The sequence below is a fragment of the Pseudomonas sp. ANT_J12 genome, assembly GCF_008370045.1.
In the GTDB taxonomy this organism is placed as follows: domain Bacteria; phylum Pseudomonadota; class Gammaproteobacteria; order Pseudomonadales; family Pseudomonadaceae; genus Aquipseudomonas.
In genome coordinates this window covers 920,440-941,971 of sequence record NZ_VOBN01000001.1, presented here as the reverse complement: position 1 = coordinate 941,971, position 21,532 = coordinate 920,440, and the positions used below count along the sequence as shown (strand labels likewise).

The 21,532-nt window shown below is 60.6% G+C and carries 16 protein-coding genes and 1 pseudogene; 13 read left to right on the top strand and 4 right to left on the bottom strand.

Features of this window, described 5'->3' with window-relative positions:
• Positions 1–14: 14 nt before the first annotated feature.
• The 7 genes from FQ192_RS04565 to FQ192_RS04525 all read left to right on the top strand — a co-directional run bounded on the left by FQ192_RS04565 (position 15) and on the right by FQ192_RS04525 (position 12,162).
• Positions 15–797: a class II aldolase/adducin family protein gene (locus tag FQ192_RS04565; protein ID WP_149657546.1), complete on the top strand. Its 783-nt coding sequence runs from the start codon at positions 15–17 to the stop codon at positions 795–797.
• Positions 797–1,699 carry an alpha/beta fold hydrolase gene (locus tag FQ192_RS04560; RefSeq protein ID WP_149657545.1) on the top strand — a complete coding sequence of 301 codons (903 nt, stop codon included), beginning with the start codon at positions 797–799 and terminating at the stop codon, positions 1,697–1,699. The genes FQ192_RS04565 and FQ192_RS04560 overlap by 1 nt, the downstream gene beginning before the upstream one ends.
• Before the next feature lie 234 nt (positions 1,700–1,933).
• Positions 1,934–2,845 (top strand): SDR family oxidoreductase, encoded by a 912-nt coding sequence (locus FQ192_RS04550; protein ID WP_149657544.1) that lies wholly within the window; start codon positions 1,934–1,936, stop codon positions 2,843–2,845.
• 529 nt (positions 2,846–3,374) lie between these two features.
• Positions 3,375–5,168 (top strand): DUF1302 domain-containing protein, encoded by a 1,794-nt coding sequence (locus FQ192_RS04540; RefSeq protein ID WP_149657542.1) that lies wholly within the window; start codon positions 3,375–3,377, stop codon positions 5,166–5,168.
• 23 nt (positions 5,169–5,191) lie between these two features.
• Complete coding sequence (locus FQ192_RS04535) at positions 5,192–6,559, top strand: DUF1329 domain-containing protein (protein WP_149657541.1); 1,368 nt, start codon at positions 5,192–5,194, stop codon at positions 6,557–6,559.
• Between the two features lie 449 nt (positions 6,560–7,008).
• Positions 7,009–9,558 (top strand): LuxR C-terminal-related transcriptional regulator, encoded by a 2,550-nt coding sequence (locus tag FQ192_RS04530; protein WP_149657540.1) that lies wholly within the window; start codon positions 7,009–7,011, stop codon positions 9,556–9,558.
• A 198-nt stretch (positions 9,559–9,756) separates the two neighbouring features.
• Positions 9,757–12,162: a dermonecrotic toxin domain-containing protein gene (locus FQ192_RS04525; RefSeq protein ID WP_149657539.1), complete on the top strand. Its 2,406-nt coding sequence runs from the start codon at positions 9,757–9,759 to the stop codon at positions 12,160–12,162.
• Between the two features lie 3 nt (positions 12,163–12,165).
• On the opposite strand, the gene FQ192_RS04520 is transcribed toward FQ192_RS04525, so the two are convergent.
• Positions 12,166–12,945, bottom strand: coding sequence for an IclR family transcriptional regulator (locus tag FQ192_RS04520; protein WP_149657538.1), 780 nt, complete (start codon positions 12,943–12,945; stop codon positions 12,166–12,168).
• A gap of 166 nt (positions 12,946–13,111) precedes the next feature.
• Here FQ192_RS04520 and hmgA point away from each other — a divergent pair, with 166 nt between their 5' ends.
• The 4 genes from hmgA (at position 13,112) to FQ192_RS04500 (ending at position 17,904) form a co-directional block, all read left to right on the top strand.
• The gene (hmgA, locus tag FQ192_RS04515) at positions 13,112–14,416 is read left to right on the top strand and encodes a homogentisate 1,2-dioxygenase (protein ID WP_149657537.1); all 1,305 of its coding nucleotides are present in this window, start codon (positions 13,112–13,114) and stop codon (positions 14,414–14,416) included.
• A gap of 3 nt (positions 14,417–14,419) precedes the next feature.
• Positions 14,420–15,724 carry a fumarylacetoacetase gene (gene fahA / locus FQ192_RS04510; protein WP_149657536.1) on the top strand — a complete coding sequence of 435 codons (1,305 nt, stop codon included), beginning with the start codon at positions 14,420–14,422 and terminating at the stop codon, positions 15,722–15,724.
• A gap of 12 nt (positions 15,725–15,736) precedes the next feature.
• The gene (gene maiA / locus FQ192_RS04505) at positions 15,737–16,375 is read left to right on the top strand and encodes a maleylacetoacetate isomerase (RefSeq protein WP_149657535.1); all 639 of its coding nucleotides are present in this window, start codon (positions 15,737–15,739) and stop codon (positions 16,373–16,375) included.
• A gap of 143 nt (positions 16,376–16,518) precedes the next feature.
• Entirely contained in the window at positions 16,519–17,904 is a 1,386-nt protein-coding gene (locus FQ192_RS04500) for an aromatic acid/H+ symport family MFS transporter (RefSeq protein ID WP_149657534.1), read from the top strand.
• Between the two features lie 39 nt (positions 17,905–17,943).
• On the opposite strand, the gene FQ192_RS04495 is transcribed toward FQ192_RS04500, so the two are convergent.
• The gene (locus FQ192_RS04495; RefSeq protein ID WP_149657740.1) at positions 17,944–18,747 is read right to left on the bottom strand and encodes a SirB1 family protein; all 804 of its coding nucleotides are present in this window, start codon (positions 18,745–18,747) and stop codon (positions 17,944–17,946) included.
• Between the two features lie 183 nt (positions 18,748–18,930).
• Here FQ192_RS04495 and FQ192_RS04490 point away from each other — a divergent pair, with 183 nt between their 5' ends.
• On the top strand, positions 18,931–19,950 hold the full coding sequence (locus FQ192_RS04490; protein ID WP_133838598.1) for a Glu/Leu/Phe/Val dehydrogenase dimerization domain-containing protein: 1,020 nt from the start codon (positions 18,931–18,933) through the stop codon (positions 19,948–19,950).
• Between the two features lie 179 nt (positions 19,951–20,129).
• Here the strand turns inward: FQ192_RS04490 and FQ192_RS04485 are convergent.
• Positions 20,130–20,384 (bottom strand): annotated as a pseudogene (locus FQ192_RS04485) (YebG family protein); the annotation flags it as partial.
• Between the two features lie 286 nt (positions 20,385–20,670).
• Here FQ192_RS04485 and FQ192_RS04480 point away from each other — a divergent pair.
• Positions 20,671–21,171 (top strand): phosphate-starvation-inducible protein PsiE, encoded by a 501-nt coding sequence (locus tag FQ192_RS04480; protein ID WP_149657532.1) that lies wholly within the window; start codon positions 20,671–20,673, stop codon positions 21,169–21,171.
• On the opposite strand, the gene FQ192_RS04475 is transcribed toward FQ192_RS04480, so the two are convergent.
• Positions 21,168–21,485: a DUF3509 domain-containing protein gene (locus FQ192_RS04475; RefSeq protein ID WP_149657531.1), complete on the bottom strand. Its 318-nt coding sequence runs from the start codon at positions 21,483–21,485 to the stop codon at positions 21,168–21,170. The two genes, FQ192_RS04480 and FQ192_RS04475, sit on opposite strands and share 4 nt — an antisense overlap.
• Positions 21,486–21,532: the final 47 nt, after the last annotated feature.

The window sequence follows — 21,532 nt, the reverse complement described above, 5'->3', positions numbered from 1 at the left end:
AGGAGGTTCTTGCCGTGAGTGTTGCCCCCGTCCAATCGCCCTACAGTGTCAAAGACCAGGTCAGTGCCGCCGAGTGGCAGACCCGCGTCGACCTCGCCGCCTGTTATCGCCTGGTCGCCTCCCATGGCTGGGATGATCTGATCTTCACCCATATTTCGGCCAAGGTGCCCGGCACCGAAGACTTTCTGATCAACCCGTTCGGGCTGATGTTCCACGAGATCACCGCATCAAGCCTGGTCAAGGTCGATCAGGCCGGCAACAAGCTGATGGACAGCCCTTATGAGATCAATCCGGCGGGCTACACCATCCACAGCGCCGTGCATGAAGTGCGTCACGACGTGGTCTGCGTGCTGCATACCCACACCGCTGCCGGCGTAGCAGTGTCGGCGCAGAAGCAGGGCATCCTGCCGATCAGCCAGCAGTCGTTGTTCGTGCTCTCGAGCCTGGCGTATCACGCCTACGAAGGGGTGGCGCTGAACCACGAAGAGAAAGCGCGGCGGCAAGCCGACCTCGGTGAAAACAATTTCCTGATGCTGCACAACCACGGGCTGCTGACCTGTGGCAGCACCATCGCCGACACCTTTTTGATGATGTTCACCTTCCAGCGCGCCTGCGATATCCAGGTGCTGGCGCAGAACGGTGGCGCCGAGCTGATCGCCATCGAACCGCAGATTCTGGCGGGCGCCAAGGCGATGATCGCCGGCGTCACCAAAAGCGCACAAGGGATGGGTGGCGCGCTGGCCTGGCCGGCGCTGCTGCGCAAACTCGATAAACAAGACCCGGGTTATAAACTCTGATGCCACTCGCCGAGATCCCGCTGTGTGTCTGGCGCAAGCGCGGCCAGACGTTCGTATTCCGTGGCCAGGCCATCCGTTACTGGACGGCCGGGCAGGGCGAGCCGCTCCTGCTGATCCACGGTTTTCCAACCGCCAGTTGGGACTGGCATTACCTTTGGCAGCCGCTTACCCAGCGCTATCGAGTGATCGCTTGCGACATGCTCGGCTTCGGCGACTCGGCCAAACCGGTGAACCACGAATACAGCCTGCTGGAGCAAGCCGATTTGCAACAGGCCTTGTTGGCGCATCTGGAAATCGAGCAGCCGGTGCACCTGCTGGCCCACGATTACGGCGACAGCGTGGCCCAGGAGTTGCTGGCCCGGCACCATGAGGCGCAGGTAAATATCGCCAGTTGCGTGTTCCTCAACGGGGGCTTGTTTCCCGAAACCCATCGCCCGTTGCTGACGCAGAAACTCCTGCTCAGCCCATTGGGCTGGATGATCGGTCGTGCCTTTACCCGTGACGCACTGGTGAAAAGTTTCCGCCAGATCTTCGGTCCCCAGACCTGGCCCACGGAAAGCGAAATGGATGATTTCTGGAGCCTGATCGACAGCAATCGCGGGCCGCGGATCATGCATAAATTGATCGGTTATATCCCGGAGCGACGGGTGCAGCGTGATCGCTGGGTCAGCGCCATGCAGCGCGGCGAAGTGCCGTTGCGGGTGATTGATGGCGAGGTCGATCCGATCTCCGGCGCGCACATGGTCGAGCGTTATCGGGAGCTGATCCCCAACCCCGATACGGTGCTGCTGCCGGGCATTGGTCACTACCCGCAGACCGAAGCGCCGGGGCAGGTGCTCAAGCACTACCTTGAGTTTCGGGATCGGCAGGTGTCGGCGCCGCTCAAGCGGGCGTGTTCCTGACCCCAATCCCTGTAGGAGCAAAGCTTGCTCGCGAAGACGGCGGCACATTCAACGATGATGTTGGCTGACACGACGCTTTCGCGAGCAAGCTTTGCTCCTACAGGTTTCGCAGCATTCACTTCATCATCCCCCAGCCTTATCGCACACCATTCAGCCACCTCGTCTTGATTGTGACCCGCCGCCCCGTGCCTGACACTCGAGGTCATCGTCCCTTAGGCCTGCTGGAGTCCCCCCATGAATGAGTCTGTGCGCTTCGAAGATAAAGTCGTGATCATCACTGGCGCTGGCGGCGGTCTCGGGCGGGCGCATGCGTTGCTGTTCGCCAAACAGGGCGCGAAAGTGTTGGTCAACGATCTCGGCGGCACGGCTCAGGGAGAAGGTGCCAACGCGTCGGCGGCGGACCGTGTGGTCGCCGAAATCCGCGAGGCCGGCGGCACGGCCGAGGCCAACCACGACTCCGTCACCGACGGCGACAAACTCGTACAAAACGCCCTCGACGTCTTCGGCCGTGTCGATGTCGTGGTCAACAACGCCGGGATCCTGCGGGACAAGACCTTCCACAAAATGGACGACGCCGACTGGGACCTGGTTTACCGCGTCCACGTCGAAGGCGCCTATAAAGTCACCCGCGCGGCATGGCCGCATATGCGCGAGCAAAACTACGGCCGCGTGATTTTCACGGCCTCGACTTCCGGCATCTACGGCAACTTCGGCCAGTCCAACTACGGCATGGCCAAACTCGGCCTCTACGGCCTGACCCGCACCCTGGCCATCGAAGGCCGCAAGAACAACATCCTGGTCAACGCCATCGCCCCCACCGGCGGCACGCGCATGACCGAAGGCCTGATCCCGCCGCAGGTGTTCGAACAACTCAAGCCGGAACTGGTCAGCCCGCTGGTGGTGTATTTGGCCAGTGAGCATTGCCAGGAAACGTCGGGGTTGTTTGAAGTGGGTGGCGGCTGGATGGGCAAGGTCCGTTGGGAGCGCAGCCTCGGTGCCGGGTTTGATCCGCGTGTGGGTTTTTCGCCGGAAGACGTGGCGGCGCATTGGCAGCAGATTTGTGATTTCGAAGGCGCGGCGCATCCGAAGGACAACATCGAAGCGTTGAAGGAGATGATGGGGAATTTGCAGAAGTACGCCCTCTGATCAGCGCCATCCGGCAGGGCTTGCCTGAGTCCTGCTGATCCCTTCACCCCATCCCCGCTGAAAAACCATCGCCCATAAAAAAGGCCGCTGCAAACGCAGCGGCCGAAGTAAGACGTAGATCAAGGAGCAATAAATCAACGTCAGTGAACACGGGGCGATGACTCGAAACACTTCAACTCATCTGAAATCTTGCGCGAGAGACCTGGGGTTCAACACAAGCCTTCGCGTCGTGCTTTGCGGCGGTTGCCCGTGAAAGCCCGGCAAGAATAAGGGTTTGAAGGCAAAGGAAAAATAGCGATTCCAGACATGCACTGTTACGGGGCATGTAACAGTCGCCGTGCACCTCGCCAATGCGTCCATCCATTCCCCTGATAACCCGCCATCCAGCCCGTCCATACCTCGCGCAAAACCCCGCGCCATGCGGGCATTCATCCTTTGGAGGTACAGCGCGAATACCTCCTTGGTGCGCTTATCGCTCCTGGCGTGCGGCAGTAGGGTGGGGCCTTCTGTCACTCACCGGGGAAGACGCATGACAAAAACAACAATGCGCGCCATCTTCACACCGCAGGCGCTCGCCGCTGCGGTGGCCTTGGGTTGCTGCGCCCAGGCGCACGCCGTTGCATTCAACATCGGAGAAATCGAGGGCACGTTCGATTCGTCGCTCTCCGTCGGCGCGAGCTGGGGCATGCGCGATGCGGACAAGTCGTTGGTCGGTACGGTCAACGGTGGCACCGGCCAGTCCTCCACTGGTGATGACGGGCGGCTGAACTTCAAGAAGGGCGAAACCTTCTCCAAGATCGTCAAGGGCATCCACGACCTGGAGCTCAAATACGGCGACACCGGCGTGTTCGTGCGTGGCAAGTACTGGTACGACTTTGAGCTCAAGGACGAGGACCGCGAGTTCAAGCAGATCAGCGACAGCGGCCGCAAGGAAGGCGCCAAATCCTCCGGGGCGCAGATCCTCGATGCCTTCGTCTATCACAACTATTCCATTGGCGATTTGCCGGGCACCGTGCGCGCCGGCAAGCAGGTCGTGAGCTGGGGTGAAAGTACCTTCATCGGTAACTCGATCAACAGCATCAACCCGATCGACGTGTCCGCATTTCGTCGTCCCGGTGCGGAGATCAAGGAAGGCTTGATCCCGGTGAACATGCTGTTCGGCTCCCAGGGTCTGACCGATCAACTGACCGTCGAAGGTTTCTATCAACTGGAATGGGACCAGACCGTTCTCGACAACTGCGGCACCTACTTCGGTGTCGACGTGGCGGCGGACGGTTGCAACAACAACTACAGCGTCGGCAGCCCGGCGATTGCGCCGTTGGCGCCGCTGGCATCGGCCTTTGGCCAGCCGATCCAGGTCACCCGCGAAGGCGTGATCGTGCCCCGTGGCGGCGACCGCGATGCGCGGGATTCGGGGCAGTGGGGCACGGCGTTGCGCTGGCTCGGTGACGATACCGAGTACGGTCTGTACTTCATGAACTACCACAGCCGCACGCCAACCGTCGGCACGGTGACGGCCGGTGCATCGACCCTGGCCAGCCTGCCGGGCATGATTGGCATTGCCAACCGACTGGCGCCGGGCAGCGGTTCGGGGCTGGCGCAAAGCGTGATGCTCGGTCGCGGCCAGTATTACCTCGAATACCCGGAAGACATCCGCCTGTACGGCGCGAGTTTCTCCACCACCTTGCCTACCGGCACCGCGTGGACCGGCGAGATCAGCTACCGGCCCAACGCCCCGGTGCAGGTCAACACCAACGACTTGACCCTGGCCTTGCTCAACCCGATTGCCGGCGGCGTCGCTTCGCCGATTGCCACCTCGCCTGGCGCTGACAACAAAGGCTACCGGCGCAAGGAAGTGACCCAGATCCAGAGCACCCTCACGCACTTCGTCGACCAAGTGTGGGGCGCCGAGCGCTTGACCCTGGTCGGTGAAGCGGCAGTGGTGCGGGTCGGTGGCCTGGAGTCGCGGACCAAGCTGCGTTATGGCCGCGATTCGGTCTACGGCCAATACGGTTTCGGTGGCGACACCGACGGCTTCGTCACCTCGACCTCCTGGGGCTATCGCGCCCGGGCGATCCTCGACTACGCCAACGTGATCGGCGGGATCAACCTCAAGCCCAACCTGTCCTGGTCCCATGACGTCAGCGGCTACGGCCCCAACGGCCTGTTCAACGAAGGCGCCAAGGCGATCAGCGTCGGCGTCGATGCGGACTACCGCAACACCTATACCGCGAGCCTGAGTTACACCGACTTTTTTGGCGGGGACTACAACACCCTGACTGACCGCGACTTCCTGGCGCTGAGCTTCGGCGTGAACTTCTGATCTGGCTGAGAAGGATGATTTAGATGCGCAAAATGATTCTGCAATGCGGCGCCCTGGCCCTGAGCCTGCTGGCTGCCAACGTGATGGCGGCGGTGTCGCCGCAAGAGGCCGAAAAACTCGGCACCACGCTCACGCCACTGGGCGCGGAGAAGGCCGGCAACGCCGACGGCTCGATCCCGGCCTGGACCGGCGGCATCCCGAAAAACGCCGGGGCGGTGGACAGCAAGGGCTTCCTGGCTGACCCGTTCGCCAACGAAAAACCGCTGTTCGTGATCACCCCGGCCACCGTCGACAAGTACAAAGACAAACTCTCGGAAGGCCAGGTGGCGATGTTCAAGCGCTACCCGGAAACCTACAAGATCCCGGTCTACCCGACCCACCGCACCGTGGCCGTGCCGCCGGAAATCTACGAGTCGGCCAAGCGCAGCGCGCTGAACGTGACCAGCATCAACGACGGTAACGGCCTGGCCAATTTCACCGGCAATCGCTACTACGCGTTCCCGATTCCGAAGAACGGCGTGGAGGTGTTGTGGAACCACATCACCCGTTACCACGGCGGCAACCTGCGGCGCATCATCACCCAGGTGACACCGCAAACGAATGGCAGCTACACGCCGATCCGCTTCGAAGAAGAGATCGCCGTGCCGCAATTGATGAAGGACCTGGACCCGGAAAAAGCCGCCAACGTGCTGACCTTCTTCAAGCAATCCGTCACCGCCCCCGCGCGTCTGGCCGGTAACGTGCTGCTGGTGCACGAGACGCTCGATCAGGTGAAGGAACCGCGCCTGGCGTGGATTTACAACGCCGGCCAGCGCCGCGTAAGGCGTGCGCCGCAAGTGGCGTATGACGGGCCGGGTACTGCCGCCGATGGCCTGCGTACTTCCGACAACTTCGACATGTTCTCCGGTGCACCGGATCGCTACGACTGGAAACTGATCGGCAAGAAGGAAATGTACATCCCGTACAACAGCTACAAACTCGATTCGCCGAGCCTCAAGTACGACGACATCATCAAGGCCGGGCACATCAACCAGGACCTGACCCGCTATGAGCTGCACCGGGTGTGGGAAGTGGTCGGCACGGTCAAGCCGAGCGAGCGGCACATCTACGCCAAGCGCCACATGTACATCGACGAAGACAGCTGGCAAGTGGCGCTGGTGGATCACTACGACGGTCGCGGTCAACTGTGGCGCGTGGCCGAAGGTCACGCCCAGTACTACTACGATCACCAGGCCCAGGCCTACACCCTCGAAGCGCTCTACGACATCATCGCCGGGCGCTACATTGCCCTGGGCATGAAGAACGAAGAGAAGCACAGCTTCGAATTCGGCTTCGAGGCCAAGGCGGCGGACTACACGCCATCGGCGCTGCGTGCGGAGGGCGTTCGCTAAGGCCCCCCCCAATCCCCTGTAGGAGCGAAGCTTGCTCGCGAAAGCGGCTGCCCATCCAACGATGATGTTGGCTGACACGACGCCTTCGCGGGCAAGCCTCGCTCCTACGGGGGAAGGCGTTCCGTCAGCCTGCATCATCGTTGGATGTACTGACGTCTTCGCGGGCAAGCCTCGCTCCTACGGGGGAAGGCGTTCCGTCAGCCAGCATCATCGTTGGATGTGCTGACGCCTTCGCGAGCAAGCCTCGCTCCTACGGGGGAAGGCGTTCCGTCAGCCAGCATCATCGTTGGATGTGCTGACGTCTTCGCGGGCAAGCCTCGCTCCTACAGGGTTGTGCGTGACTGGTGGGTCGCGTGCTTTATGAGGGGCAATCAGCGTTCTGAATACTTCTCAACAAGTGCGTTGCACAGGGCTAGGGTTGCGGCACAACTATAAAAAGGCACGCCGCAATGACCGCCATGACCCCGTGTCTGGATCGTCCTGGATTCCTTCCTCGCCTGTCGTCCCATCACCTGCCCAGGGCTCGGTTGAGCGAACCGTTGCTGACGTCGCCAGCCCGGGTAAAACTGCTGTGTGCCCCTGCCGGGAGTGGCAAGAGCGCGCTGCTGGCCGAGTGTTTGTTGCAGGCACCACCATCGTGTCGGGTGGTGTGGCTGGCGTTGAGCGGTGCGGTGTTGAGCCGAGACGATTTCTGTCAGCGCCTGGCCGAGGTCCTGGAGTTGCCCTCGGCGCAGGAGTCCACCGTGCTGGCGTACCTGGCCAGGGTGCAGACCCCCATCTGGTTGTTTCTCGACGATTACTGCCGCGTGCCCGCGCCCGAACTGGATGGCCTGCTCGATCAGCTCCTGGCCGTCAGCAATCCCTTGATTACCTGGTGGCTGAGCGGTCGGCGGCGGCCGCACTGCAACTGGCCGCGCCTGTTGCTGGATGACGAGTTGCATGAATCCGAAGGGGGGACACTCGCGTTCACCCTGGCCGAGATCGAGCACTTGCTGCGACATGTCGAGGCACCCGTGGCCGCCAAAGCCGCCCGACGGATTTTCCAGCGCAGCGGTGGCTGGTGCGCCGCCGTGCGCATTGCCTTGCTCGATAGTTGCCAGTGGGCGCGGGATCATCATTCCCCCGGCCGCTCGACCCTGCTCGATTATTTGCAGCACGAACTGTTCGCCAGCCTGCCCGCCGAACTGGCCGAAGCCTGGCGGGTGCTGGCCCATCTGCCGCGTTTCAATGCCAGCCTGTGCGAGCACCTGTTCGGAGCCGGGGAGGGCGCGCGCTGGATGCAGGCACTGCAAGTGCGCGGTTGTTTTATCGAAGCCTGGCAGGATTCGCCGGACTGGCTGCAAGTGTTCGCGCCGTTACGCCAGTTAATGCGCGACGAACCTTGGCCGGCCGGACGTTCCTGGCATCGTCGTGCCTGTCAGTGGTTTTGTGCCGAGGAGGACTGGCAAGCGGCGTTCGAACAGGCGTTGCTTGCCGAAGCCTTCGAAGTGGCGGTCAGCCTGTTGCAGCACTTCAGTCTTGAGCACGTGTTCCTTGGCCAGAATGTGGTGTTGTTGCTGCGCCTGCATGAGCAGCAGGGCGATGAGCTAATGCTCGGTACGCCGCATTTGGTCGGGTTGGTTACGGCGGCGTTGCTGTTCGCCGGTCGCTTCGAGCAGGCGGCCAATTGCATTGCGCAATTGGAGCGTTTTGCCCCGCAGCCGACGGCGATACAACAGCGTCAATTGTTGGCGCGCTGGCAGGCCCAGATGGGCTGGTTGTTGCATCTTCAGGGACGCATGGCACCGGCGCGCGAGCATTTTCTCGACGCTTTGCAAGCGCTGGGCGCCAATGCCTGGCCCGTGCGTTTGTTGTGCCTGTCCGGGCTGACCCAGCAAGCCTTGCTCAACGCCGAGCTGGAGGTCGCCCAGGCCCTTAATCGCGAAGCGTTGTGCCTGGCGCGGGCGCAGGATTCGTTGCTGTTTGAAGGCTTGCTGGAACTCGATCACGCGCAGTTGCTGGAACAGCGCGGCGCGGCCGAGCGCGCCGAAAGCCTGCTGGCCAACATCCATGAACTGTTGAGTCAGCAGCCCGATCCGGCCACGCCGTTATTGGGGCGTATCGCCCTGCGCCGAGGTCGCCTGGCCCTGAGTCAGGGATTGGATGAGCGAGCGGCCGGCTTCTTTGATTCGGGGCTGTACGATTGCTTGCGCAGCCAGGACAAGCGCGTGTTGTACGGCTTCCTTGGGCAGGCGCAACTGGCGGCGAATCAAGGGGACTACGCCCAGGCCTTTATCCGCTTGCGCGACGCCGAACGCCTGATGCAGCAGCGGCAGATTCCCGACACGGTGTATCGCGGCGTGTTGTTGCAGGTGAGCAGCCAATTCTGGTTGCAACAAGGACGGCCGGAATTGGCCCGAGAGGCGCTGAGCCGGGTGTTGCGTCATTACTGCGGGCCGAATGCCCGGCAGGCGCCGCCAGCGACGCTGGAGTTGATTGCGCGTATTGAATACCTGTTGGTGTTGGCGCAGGTGTATTTGCATCGCTGCCCGGATCCGATCCTGCAACTGAACCGGCTGCTGGAGCACGCTCGGCGTAGTGGCTCGGTGAATCTGGAGACCGAACTGTTATTCGCCCTGGCTGAAGTCTCATGGCTTATTGGTGATGAAACGGGCGCCCGTGAATCTTGGCGCGAGGCTCAAGAGCGGGTTGACCGCTGCCATTTTCAGCAAGCGAGGCGAGATATCTGCTCGCGCTTGCCAGAACAAATCAAGCAACTGGTCAATCATGAGGAGCACTTGTCGGTGGCACACTGCAAGGCTGATCACCCGCTAAGTCAGCGAGAACTTGAAGTGCTGGAGTTGATTGCTCGAGGGAATTCCAATCAACAGATTGCAGAACAATTGTTCATCTCGTTACATACGGTTAAAACCCATGCGCGGCGCATTCACGGGAAGTTGGGAGTGGAGCGTAGAACCCAGGCAGTCGCCAAGGCCAAGGGGCTGGGGTTATTGATCTGAATATTGTTTTATGAAGCCTGTAATGTCAGTTTGTTTTGGTTGAAGTTGTATCATTTGCAAAGTTTGTATTCTGTAATCAGGCCGATTGCACTACATAAGTGGCAATGGGTCGGCGCTGTTATTTTTACGGTGTGCTGATTAGCTTTGTTGTTGAAAGGGGAGTCATCAGGCTTTCCGAATAACACAAGGTGAGTAGAAGTGGATATCAAGACAGTAGAAGATCGCAGTTCCATACTTTCTTATTGGCGCGAAAACTTTGGCGAACATACGATGCGCCGCTTTGACATTCTTCAAACGACGATGCTGGAAGCTGAAGTTGCACTGAAAAAAGTCATGGGCCCCCGCGCTTCGCTCAGGGCATACGCTCGACTCCGCGCGCTGGAATGGCTGCGCAGTGCAACCCATACGTCGATTGATCCGGATCTCTGCATTATCAGAACACGTTATCGATATAAGTTGGGTAATCGGGAAGTGATTCAGGAAGATCGTCGCTCGTTAACCGACTATGCGATTTTTGGTCAGCAAGACAAAGACCGGATCACGCTTTCGTTCGAAGGGCAGACGTCTTCCGCGATCTCGTATTTTTCGCTGGAGAACTGGCTGTCCCAAGTGGACATCCGCTCTGATTATGCGCAAATGCTTATTAACGAACCGTCGCAGGCTGTGCATGACGCCTCTCAGGAATACCTGGCTCGGCAGATGGAGTTCACTGCGTTTTGCGATCGGTTTGAGCGCCCGGACAATGCAATAAGCGAGGACTGGCTGAAAAGGTTGCTGCAGGGTGATCCATCGATGTTAGTCCGCGGTGTTGTTTTACAAGGCACCGGTGCTCCACTGCGAAATCTCTTCCTCATCAGCGAGCGAAGCCAGCCCGAGGGTCAGGGCGTGTACTTTACGCCGGGCGATCCCGACGGTGGTGTTTGGCATCGGGTCGCCAATAGTGACGAAGCAAGAGCGCATATTCATAACTTGACGGTCAGGCATCCGGACTTTCTATCTCAACAAGTAGGCAGTCGATATCAGTTGAGCTTTGGTAATTTTCTTCGCGAACTTAGTCGGAATGTTCGAGCCTGGACACTTGAATCGGTGAGGTTTGTGGATGTTGCACAGTCGCTGCGCGAGCCGCCATTAGCGGGTGTAGTCTCCGGGCAAGTAAGATGGGACCGATTTGAAAGTATTGAATTGGCGCCGCCTAATTATCGAACGGCATCGTTTGATGAACGTCAGGAATTTGCCAGCCTGAATACGAAACTCAAAGCGTTGTATACCGTTGAAGGACGCGAGGCCGCACTTGTATCCTACGAGAAGTTCGCCTACTCCCTCATCAAGGAGCGGGTGGAGGGCGTACTGAAAGAGCGTGGCGAAGTCGTCACCGTCAATCCGGATCTGATCAATATCGAGTTCGGACCACAGGAGAAAATGTCACTGACCTCGGTGATTACCCGAGAGAAAGCGTTCTACGCCGTGGAGAATGATCGTCTGCCAGTCGATAGTTACCCCAGGTTCCGCGTCGGGGCAGATCATCCTTCGATAAATAAACTCAATATTCTCGACCTGGCCGGTTGGTCCCGGACGTTGCGCCCCGGCGAAAAATACATCGAGATGCTGCATTCGGTTTATTTGAATCCCGGCGATCCGGCCTACACATTCCGGCGTGACGTGCACTTCGAGCGCCAACAGGCCGAAATGAATCGAGCCGCGTTGTCTTCTTACTTTCAGGGACGTATTTCCCGTGAAGTCTTCCACGACTTCAAACAAGCCATTGCGTCACTGCGTACACCAGATATCAACGGCGCGCCGGTCATAGGCGACGTGCCGGTCAACCAAAACAGTGTTTATCAGTTCCACCTCGGTCGCCGCCGGCCCGTGGAAGGCGTCTATGTGTTTCGCTTCATGAAAGGGCGCGAAGTGAAAGACTACCTGTACACCCCGCAAGCGCCGGATGGAATCTGGTTCCGTCCGCTGGAGAATTTCGACACTTCTGTACGCATCAATGATCTGCGCCAGTACTACATTGACCGGGTTCACTACCTGAATCGCACTTTCGCCGGTGAATATTTCGATGCGCTGCTCGCTTCCAAGAGCACCGTCAAGGCGCCGGATCTCGAGGTGGGCAGCCGTGTGCGCAACTTTTCCGGGGCTTACGAGCAAATGATCCGGCGGGTCATTGACGATGTGGATGCGGTAACCACCAGCCTTGCAGAGATTATTGCCAAGGTGACCTACGACACGGTGATGCTGGCGGCACAAGTCCTCAGTCTGGCGATCCCGCCGGTTGGTCTCGCCGTTAGCGCGGTGCAAATCACCAAAAATGTGATTGAGGGCATTGAGGCGTATCACTACCGAGACAGGGCAAAGGCTGCCGATCGGGTGAAGACTGCACTGATCGAACTGGCCACGCTGGGTTATGGCAAGTACAAGGAACTGGGCAAGCCGGCCGTCTCCAGCCTGCAGAAAACCTTGATTGATCTCGCGGGTGATGCGAAGACCCTGGCTGATCTGGTGTCGAAGGCCGCAGGTCTTAAGGTGCCACACGAAGTGCTGCTGGAAATTGTCCAGGACACCTTAAAAACCGAGTCGCACAGTAAAGCCTGGGTACGCTGACGCCTAGGATTCATACCCCATCCGCCAACTCACGGCCCGGGTCGCCGCCAGCAAGCGCTGCGCCGCCGGGCCGTCTTCATCGGCGTGGAACAACGACGTCGGGCCGACGATGGTCAGCACGGCGGCGACATTGCCGACCGCGTTGAACACCGGCGCCGACAACGCATCCACGCCCGGCATCAACAGTCCGTGTACATGGTGCAAGCCGCGTTCGCGGATCTGTTCGCGCAATGCCGCGTACACCTGCTCATCAGTCAGTGCATGGGCTTCGCTGGCCTGGATTTCCAGTTCGCGCAATTCAACGGTTTCCCGATCCGGCAGGAAGGCACTGAACACCAGCCCCGTCGAAGAACTGAGCAACGGCAATACCGAACCCAATTGCGTCACCACCGTCACCGCGCGCACCGCCGGTTCGATGTGCACTACGGTTGCGCCTTGATTGCCCCATACCGCCAGAAAGCAGGTTTCATTCAGATCGTCGCGCAACTCGGCCAGGGGCAGGGCGGCGACTTTCATCACGTCCATACTGTTGAGTGCAGCGAGGCCCACACGCAGGGCTTCACGGCCCAGGCCATAGTGGTTGGTGGTGGTGTTCTGCTCGGCAAAACCACTGGCGATCAGCGCCCGCAAATAGCGATGAACCTTGCTCGCGGGCATCTGCACGTGTTCGGCCAGGCGTGACAATGAGGTCGAGGGCGACAGTTCGGCCAGGGCCTTGAGAATGTCGGTGCCGACCTCGGCCGAGCGGACTTTCTGTTTATCGTTGGTGCGCGGCTTTTCCATGGAGGCGGTCTGAATCCCGGGACGAATGGGCGTCTTTATAGCTTGACGGTCAATACCAATCAAATTACGTTATGCGTAATTCGATTACGATAAAAACAACCCAGGCGTGCCGAGACCTCTGCAGCAGAGCGACAGGCCATTGCCAACTCCCTGTTCAGGAGGCTCCATGAACCCCGATTCAACCGCGCCAGCGCTGGCTTATCAGTCAGGCTTCGGCAACGAATTCAGCAGCGAAGCACTGCCCGGTGCCTTGCCTGTCGGCCGCAATTCCCCGCAAAAAGTCCCGTACGGCCTCTACACCGAGCTGTTCTCCGGCACTGCGTTCACCATGGTCCGCAGCGAAGCCCGGCGCACCTGGATGTACCGTATTCAGCCATCGGCCAATCACCCGGCATTCGTCAAACTGGAGCGGCAACTGGCCGGTGGCCCTTTGGGTGAAGTAACCCCCAATCGCCTGCGCTGGAATCCGCTGTACATCCCGAGCGAGCCCACCGATTTCATCGACGGCCTGGTGAGCATGGCCGCCAACTCGGGCGCGGAAAAACCGTCCGGGATCAGCATTTACAGCTACCGCGCCAACCGTTCCATGGAGCGCGTGTTCTTCAATGCCGACGGTGAACTGCTGCTGGTGCCGGAACAGGGCCGCTTGCGCATCGCCACTGAACTGGGCGTGCTGGAACTCGAACCCTTGGAAATCGCCGTGTTGCCGCGCGGTCTGAAATTCCGCGTCGAGCTGCTCGACCCCCAAGCCCGGGGCTACATCGCCGAAAACCACGGCGCGCCATTGCGCCTGCCGGACCTGGGGCCGATCGGCAGCAACGGCCTGGCCAACCCACGGGACTTCCTGACCCCGGTGGCCCATTACGAAGACCTGCGGCAACCGACCACGCTGGTGCAGAAATTCCTCGGCCAGTTGTGGGGCTGCGAGCTCGATCACTCGCCGCTGAACGTGGTGGCCTGGCACGGCAATAACGTGCCGTACAAATATGATCTGCGCCGTTTCAACACCATCGGCACCGTGAGTTTCGATCACCCGGATCCGTCGATTTTCACCGTCCTGACGTCGCCAACCAGCGTCCACGGTCTGGCGAATCTGGACTTCGTGATCTTCCCGCCGCGCTGGATGGTGGCCGAGAACACCTTCCGTCCGCCGTGGTTCCACCGCAACCTGATGAACGAATTCATGGGCCTGATCAAGGGCGAATACGACGCCAAGGCCGAAGGCTTTGTGCCCGGCGGCGCGTCCTTGCACAGCTGCATGAGCGCCCACGGCCCGGACGGCGAGAGCTGCACCAAGGCGATCAACGCCGAACTGGCCCCGGCGAAAATCGACAACACCATGGCCTTTATGTTCGAGACCAGCCAGGTGCTGCGCCCGAGCCAGTTCGCCCTCGAATGCCCGCAACTGCAATCCAACTACGATGCCTGCTGGGCCACGCTGCCCGTCACTTTCGACCCGACCCGGAGATAACCCATGACTCAGACTTCCACCCCTCGTAGCTGGGTTGCCTCCGCCAACGGCCATGCGGATTTCCCGCTGCAAAACCTGCCGCTGGGAGTGTTCAGCGTGAACGGTTCCGCACCGCGCAGTGGCGTCGCTATCGGCGAGCATATTTTCGATCTGGAAGCAGCGCTGGACGCCGGCCTGTTTGACGGCGCGGCGCGCACAGCGGTCGAAGCGACCCGTGGCGGTCAGCTCAATGCCTTCTTCGAACTCGGTCGCGAAGCCCGGGTGGCCCTGCGCGAACGCCTGATGGAACTGTTCGCCGAAGGCAGTACGCTGCACGGCAAGATCGAAGCCCAGGGCAAAAAACTGCTGCCTCTGGCCGCCGATTGCGTGATGCACCTGCCGGCGAAAATCAACGACTACACCGACTTCTACGTCGGCATCGAGCACGCGCAAAACGTCGGCAAACTGTTCCGCCCCGACAACCCGTTGCTGCCGAACTACAAGTACGTGCCGATCGGCTACCACGGCCGCGCCTCGACCATTCGCCCGTCCGGCACCGACGTGCGTCGTCCAAAGGGCCAGACCCTGCCGGCCGGTCAGACCGAGCCAACGTTCGGTCCGTGCGCACGCCTGGATTACGAACTGGAGCTGGGGATCTGGATCGGCCAGGGCAACGACATGGGCGACTCGATTGCCATCGGCGATGCGGCGGATCACATCGCTGGTTTCTGCCTGCTCAACGACTGGTCGGCGCGAGACATCCAGGCCTGGGAATACCAGCCGCTGGGGCCGTTCCTGTCGAAGAGTTTTATCACCAGCATCTCGCCGTGGGTCGTCACCGCCGAAGCGCTGGAGCCATTCCGCCGCGCCCAACCGGCACGCCCGGAAGGTGATCCGCTGCCACTGCCGTACCTCACCGACAAACGCGATCAGGAGGGCGGTGCTTTCGATATCGAGCTGGAAGTGTTGCTGCTCACCGAAACCATGCGCGAGCAAAACCTGCCGGCCCATCGCCTGACCCTGAGCAACACCAAACACATGTACTGGACCGTGGCGCAAATGGTTGCGCACCACAGCGTCAACGGCTGCCAATTGCAGGCCGGTGATTTGTTCGGGTCGGGCACTTTGTCGGGGCCGGAAAATGGTCAGTTCGGCAGCCTGCTGGAAATCACCGAGGGCGGTAAAAAGCCGATCGAACTGGCGTCGGGCGAAGTGCGCAAGTTCCTGGAGGACGGCGACGAAATCATCCTGCGCGCCCGTTGCAGCCGCGAGGGTTTTGCCTCCATCGGCTTCGGCGAATGCCGTGGCAAAGTCGTGCCGGCGCGTTAAGGGGATCGGGTCATGGAACTCTATACCTACTACCGTTCGACCTCGTCTTACCGGGTGCGCATCGCGCTGGCGTTGAAGGGCCTGGACTATCAGGCCCTGCCGATCAACCTGATCGCGCCACCCGGTGGCGAGCACCGGCAGCCGCCGTACCTGGCGATCAACCCGCAAGGTCGGGTGCCGGCCTTGCGCACTGACGACGGCGATCTGTTGATCCAGTCGCCCGCCATCATCGAGTACCTGGAGGAACGTTATCCACAGGTGCCACTGCTGTCCAAAGACCTCGTCGCACGCGCCCGCGAACGTGGCGTGGCGGCGGTGATCGGCTGCGATGTGCACCCGCTGCACAACGTCAGCGTGCTGAACAAGCTGCGTCAGTCGGGCCACGATGAACCGCAAGTGGTGGAGTGGATCGGGCACTGGATCAGCCAGGGGTTGGCGACGGTGGAGCAGTTGATCGGTGATGCCGGTTACTGCTTCGGTGATCAGCCGGGGTTGGCGGATGTGTACCTGATCCCGCAGTTGTATGCGGCGCAGCGCTTCAATATTTCGCTGGAGGCGTATCCGCGGATTCGCCGGGTTGCAGCGTTGGCGGCGACGCATCCGGCCTTTATGAAGGCCCACCCGGCGAACCAGCCCGACACCCCGCAGTAAGCTGATCGTTCCCACGCTCCGTGTGGGAATGCCGCCATGGACGCTCCGCGTCCACTGTGACGCGGAGCGTCACGGGATGCGTTCCCACGCGGAGCGTGGGAACGATCGGTCTACAAACATAAAAACAAAACAGGTACCTCGCGATGCACAACCAGATTGCCAGCTTCCGGGCGGCACTCGACGCCCGTCCTGTGTCCCGTTATCAGTGGTTACTCCTTTTGCTGCTGGCATTGCTGCTGGTCACCGACGGCTATGACGCGCAAGTCCTCGGCTACGTCGTGCCGGCCCTGGCCCAGGATTGGGGCCTGGAAAAAGCCGCGTTCGGCCCGGTGTTCAGCGCCAACCTGTTGGGCCTGACCCTGGGTTCACTGGCGGTGACACCTCTGGCGGATCGCTTCGGCGTACGGCGGATTCTGCTCGGCTGTGTGCTGATCTACGCCACCCTCACGGTGCTGATGGTGTTCGCAAACTCCCTGAATACCCTGATGGCCGCGCGATTCATCTGCGGGATCGGCATGGGCGGGGCCATGCCCAGCGCCATGGCATTGATGTCGGAATATTCGCCGCCACGCCTGCGCACCTTGATGGTGACGCTGGCTGCTTGCGGCTTTTCGTTCGGCGGGGCAGCGGGCGGGTTTGTCGCGGCGGGTTTTATCGACAGCTTCGGCTGGCAAGCGGTGTTCCTCGCTGGTGGCATCACGCCTTTGCTGCTGTTCCCGTTCCTGGCCTGGTTTCTGCCTGAGTCCTTGCCGCGCCTGCTGCGCGATGCACCGCCTTATGCGCGCTTGCGCAACGTCACGGCGCGGATGCTCCCGGACTGGCAACCACCCGCCGCCTCGATGGCGCAAAACGAGCAGGAACAGGGCAGCAAACTGACGGTGCTGGAGTTGTTCCGCAACGGTTATGCGCGGCCGACCTTGCTGATCTGGGCGACCTTTTTCGTCAGCCTGATCCTGCTGTATTTCATGATCAGCTGGTTGCCGACGCTGTTGCTGGAAAGCGGCTTGAAACTCAACCAAGCCAACCTGGTGACCTCAATGTTCCTGTTCGCCGGCACCGTCGGCGCGATCTGCATGGCCTGGTTCGCCGACCGCCTCAAAAGCAAGGTGCGACTGCTGGCGGGCGTGCTGACGGCGGCGGCGCTGTGCACGATTCTGCTCGGCCTCAATCACGACAACCCGCGTTATCTGGTGGCCAGCGTGATCGCCGCCGGGTTCTGCATCATCGGCGGGCAACTGACCCTCAATGCCTTCGCCAGTAACTTCTACCCGGCGCACGTGCGCGCCACCGGCACCGGTTGGGCGCTGGGCGTGGGGCGTTTCGGTTCGATCCTCGGGCCATTGTTTGGCAGCATGCTGCTGGCGATGCACATCCCGGTGCAGCAGATTTTCTTCTTCTGCGCGATACCGGCGGTGATTGCGGCGTTGTTCATCATTCAGGTGCGTTCGCCCCAGGAAACAACACCCCCCCCTGTAGGAGCAAAGCTTGCCCGCGAAGACGGCGGGACATCCAACATTGATGTTGGCTGACCCACCGCTTTCGCGGGCAAGCCTCGCTCCTACAGGAGATCAGTGAACGACTGAGTTTGGGGGCAGGTGCCCGAGGCGCTCGGTCAGGCGAATCCGCTGGATCGGGTCATCACTGAGCAACAGCGCATGCTCCAGGTCGAAGCGCTCGGCATTCGGGCAGTCGAGCCGTTGGTAGAGACTGGCCCGGGCCAGGTAATCGGAGGCGCTGCCGTTGCCCAGTTCCAGCACTCGCTCGGCGTCCACCAGGGCGCCGATGTAGTCGTCGTTGGTGAGGTGCAACTGGCGCAAGTTGCGCGACAGCCGCTGGAGCATGTGCACCGGGTCGGCCGTCAGCAAATGCTCGGCGCTGAGTTTGAGGTTGGGACCGTACTGACGCTGCAGCAGATCGCGGCAATCGTTGGGGTACAGTCGGCGCCCGCCACAGGGGTCGAGCAGGTGATCGGCGCCCTGCACCCGCAGCAGGAAATGCCCGGGAAAATTCACCCCCACCAGGGGAATCTCCAGCCTTCTGGCCAACTCCAGTGCAATCAGCCCCAGGGCCAGCGGCTGGCCACGGCGACGTTCCAGGACCTTATGGACCAATGCCACTTGCGGACGCAGTGGAGTGAAGTCGTCCTGGGCAAACCCCAGGTCATTCATGCGCCGCAATAACGGCTGGGCCAATTCGCTCACCGGCAGCATCGGCAGGCCTGAACTGACCCGTTGTTGCAGTTCCATGAAGTCCGCCAGCACCGCTTCGAGCTTCATCTGGGCATCGTGTTCGGCCGCAATCCACAGCGCCGCCTCGAACAGGGCGGGCGGTGAACGTTGCAGGCAGTCGAAGAAGCGTTGGCGCGGGGTCATCTGAATCTCCATGGAATGCCTCGTTTTAGCCCCGCCACCGGCTTTCGTCCAGTCCTGCACACAGGCGCCTGCAGGTTATGTCGCAAAGCCCTTAAACACGCGCGGCTTATTCCGGTGCGCTTCAGCAATTTTCAGGCGCAAGCCTATACTGGCGACTACCAGAAGTGATTCGGGAGCCCAACGATGTTCGCTCTCATGCAAAGCACTCGCCTTGAATCGCTACACCTAAGCGTAGACCCGGTCACCGGGTTGAAGGCGGTGATTGCCATTCATAACAGCCGCCTGGGGCCCGCCCTGGGCGGTTGTCGTTATCTTGCCTACCCCAGCGACGAATCGGCGGTCGAGGACGCGGTGCGCCTGGCCCAAGGCATGAGTTATAAGGCGGCACTGGCCGGCCTGGCCCAGGGCGGCGGTGTGGCGGTGATCATTCGCCCGGTCCACGTGGAAAACCGTGGGGCGCTGTTTGAAGCCTTCGGGCGTTGCATCAATCAGCTCGACGGCCGCTACATCACCGCCATCGACAGCGGCACCTCGGTGGCGGACATGGATTGCATCGCCCAACAAACCCAGCACGTCACCAGCACCACCTCTGCCGGCGACCCCGCGCCCCACGCGGCGATGGGCGTGTTCGCCGGTATCCGCAGCACCGCCATGGCGCGTTTGGGCAGCGACAATCTCGAAGGCTTGCGCGTGGCGATTCAGGGCCTGGGCAATGTCGGTTTCGCCCTGGCCGAGCAACTGCACGCGGCCGGTGCCGAACTGCTGGTCAGCGACATCGACCACGGCAAGGTGCAACTGGCCATGGAGCAACTGGGCGCCCATCCGATTGCCAACGATGCCTTGCTCAGCACACCGTGCGACATCCTTGCGCCGTGTGGCCTGGGCGGTGTGCTCAATAGCCATAGCGTGACGCAACTGCGCTGCTCGGCGGTAGCGGGTTCGGCGAACAATCAACTGACTCACCTGGATGTTGCCGATCAGCTGGAACGGCGTGGGATTCTGTATGCGCCGGATTATGTGATCAATTCCGGCGGCCTGATCTACGTCTCGCTCAAGCATCGTGGCGAGGAGTTGGCGACGATCACGGCGCACCTGTCGAAAATCAGTTCGCGATTGACCGAAGTGTTTGCCCACGCGCAGGCGGAGAAGCGTTCGCCGGCGCGGGTGGCGGACGAGTTGGCGGAAAAGGTTTTGTATCGGTAACGCCCCGAGCTGCCGAAGGCTGCGATCTTTTGATCTTGATTTTTGGACATGAAAAAGGCCCTGAGCCATTCGACTCAGGGCCTATTCAATTCGGGCCTTGCTTACTTGACGGCTTTAACCGCTTTCGCTGGTTTCACCGGCTCGGCGTCTTCAACCACCGCCACAGGTTCAACCACTTCAGCAGGCGCGCTCAGCAGTTCAGACAGTGCGTCCGGCTGGCTCTTGAACGCCTTGGCGAACACATCGCGGTTCTTCGCCATGTAGATCCCGGCTTCTTCGACTTGCTGCTCGCTCAGGGACGGAACGGCTTTTTGCAACACTTCGGCCAGCAATTCGGCCAGTTCGAGCATTTTGTCATGACGGTCAGCTTCGGCTTTATCCATGAACAAGCGCTCCAGATCTCGGCTGCTGCGGTATACCACTTCGACGGCCATTCACCACCTCACATGCCTTCACATTAAGTTGTCTTTGCGACTACTGTATCTATATACAGCGAAAAGGATAAGCGAATCCCTGCGCTTTGGGTAGTGGCTTTTTAATGTAGACCGAAATTGGCGTTTGTCAGGTGAATCGTGTTGTCCCCTTCGCGACACCACAAACGTGTCTCATATCACGCGGCCATCATCTCAACTCACAACTCCTGGCCTTTTTTCTGCATGCAGAACAACCGTCACGTCCAACCCGCATCATCCGCTCGAACCGAGCTAAGGAAGAATCATCGTGAAAATCAACTGGTCCGAGAACCTGCGGCAGAACGTGCATCAACTGGCCGAGTCCCTGGGCAACCTGTTCGTCGAGACCTTCCACTACCTGGCGCTGTTCGCCATCGGTGCGGTCACCGCGTGGGCGGCGGTGATGGAGTTCCTGCAGATGATCGAGGCGGGGCACATCAAGATCGATGACATCCTGCTGCTGTTCATCTATTTGGAATTGGGCGCGATGGTCGGGATTTACTTCAAGACCAACCACATGCCGGTGCGCTTCCTGATCTACGTGGCGATTACCGCGCTGACGCGTTTGCTGATCTCCAACGTCTCGCACCACAACCCGCCGGACATCGGCATCATCTACCTGTGTGGCGGGATTCTGCTGCTGGCGTTCTCGATTCTGGTGGTGCGTTACGCGTCCTCACAATTTCCCTCGGTGAAGATCGAACACCCGCAGCGCAAGATCGGCACGGGCTCCGGTGAGCATCCCGAGGTGGAGAAGGGCGAGATCTAAAGCCGCATGGCTGGCCGGCTGTGGCCTTTGATCTGTGGCGGCGGCAGATTGCGATTGTCGCCGTCGGTCATCGCTTCAAGGATGGCCACGGCGCTGTGGCCCTGTTCGATGGCGATGCCGAACTGGATGCTTTGCACCAGGCGCTTGAGGCGTTTGGGGTCGTTGCGTTGTTCGGCGCTGATCATCCGTTTGGCGACCACGCGGCCACTGTTGGAGAGCGTCAGCATGATGCTGCCGTCCAGACCCTGAATGCTCAGGTTGATCTGATAGTCCGGTGCAAAGGCATCGGTAATGAGCTGAAAAGGGTTGTCCATGATGCGTCACCGCCTGATTGAACGTGCAGTTGTTGACCGGCCATGAT